Annotated in this window: 1 protein-coding gene; it reads left to right on the top strand. The window is 60.2% G+C overall.

Annotation, left to right across the window (positions count from 1 at the left end):
- Positions 1–235: 235 nt before the first annotated feature.
- The gene (locus IEX04_RS18590) at positions 236–1465 is read left to right on the top strand and encodes an IS110 family RNA-guided transposase (RefSeq protein ID WP_183645216.1); all 1230 of its coding nucleotides are present in this window, start codon (positions 236–238) and stop codon (positions 1463–1465) included.
- Positions 1466–1591: the final 126 nt, after the last annotated feature.

Genomic DNA, 1591 nt, shown 5'->3' with positions numbered 1-1591 from the left:
CCCCCCGTTACCTTTTTAGTAGCCCCATAAATAAGTAGGATTTGGGGTGGTTGGCCTGTCGGTCCCGGCATGATTAAGTCCCCCAGTCATCAATGATCCGGGGGGTGTTGTCACCGGGATTCGATAGGCGCCAGGGGATCGCTAATGGGGACCGGACCAGCACAATGAACCGCCGTGCAGGTCAGCCGTAACGTGGATGCCGAGCCTTGCCGCCGTAGGACAAGCCAACACCGAAATGAATGACACTATTTCTGGGAGGTTTGCGTTGATCAAGAACCACGAGGACGTCGATATCTTCATCGGCGTCGATGTCGGTAAGAGCAATCACCATGCGGTCGCGATCGACCGTACGGGCAAGAAAATCCTCGACCGTGCACTGCCCCAAGACGAGGCCAAACTCCGTGCCATCATCAAGGCCGTGGCCGGCAAAGGCACCGTGTTGTTGGTCGTTGATCAGCCCTCGACCATCGGCGCCCTGCCCGTTGCTGTGGCCCAGGCCGAGGGAATACTGGTCGGCTACATTCCCGGGCTGGCGATGCGCCGCATCGCGGATTTACATCCCGGAGAAGCCAAGACAGATGCTCGAGACGCTGCCATCATTGCTGAAGCCGCCCGAAGCCTGCCACACACCCTGCGTTCCATCGTCGTCGCCGATGAGCAAGCCGCCGAACTATCGATGCTCTGCGGTTTCGATGACGATCTAGCGAAGCAGGCAACGGCAACCTCGAACCGGATTCGGGGGTTGTTGACCCAGATCCACCCGGCACTGGAGCGGGTGGTGGGAAAGCACCTCGATCACCCCGCCATGGCCGAATTGCTGATCAAATATCCGTCTCCGGATAAGCTCCGCAAGGCCGGCCAGAACCGAGTCACGGCCTTGCTTTTGAAGTATGCGCCGCGGGCTGGGAAACGCTGGGCTACCGAGATCTTCACCGCCCTAGATGAGCAGACCGTGGTAGTCGCTGGAACTGGTGCCGCGAGCATCGTATTGCCGCAGCTCGCTGCCATGCTCAAGCAGCTACGCACGGCCCGTGACGAGCTCCTCGTTCAGGTTGAAACCCTCGTGGAGGATCACCCTCTTCATGCCGTCCTGACCTCTATGCCGGCGGTCGGGGTCAGGACGGAAGCCCGCATCATCACCGAAGTTGCGGGTAAGGAATTCCAGACCTCCGGCCACCTCGCCTCCTACGCTGGGCTGGCCCCGGTGACGTGGCGCTCCGGAACCTCGATCCGAGGCGATCACCCCTCCAAGAAAGGGAACAAGTCCCTCAAGCGGGCTTTCTTTCTCTCCGCGTTCGCGGCTCTGAAAGACCCTCTCTCACGGGCCTACTACGACCGGAAACGCGCCGAAGGCAAACGACACAATCAAGCCCTCATCGCCCTAGCGCGCAGGCGTTGCGACGTTCTCTTCGCGATGCTCCGGGACGGCACCTTCTACGAAGCCCCAACCCCGAAAACCGCCTGACCGTTCCGAGCTGTCAGCTGGCGGACACGCACCGCCAGCCACCTACCTCTGCCCAAAAACAGTGGCCCAAAAAACTTTGAAGAAAATCCCTCCAAAGCCTTGACGAAAAACATAGGGACACCCCCC

Source organism: Glutamicibacter ardleyensis, from assembly GCF_014644555.1.
GTDB classification, from domain to species: domain Bacteria; phylum Actinomycetota; class Actinomycetes; order Actinomycetales; family Micrococcaceae; genus Glutamicibacter; species Glutamicibacter bergerei.
This window is presented reverse-complemented; position numbering and strand designations above follow the sequence as displayed.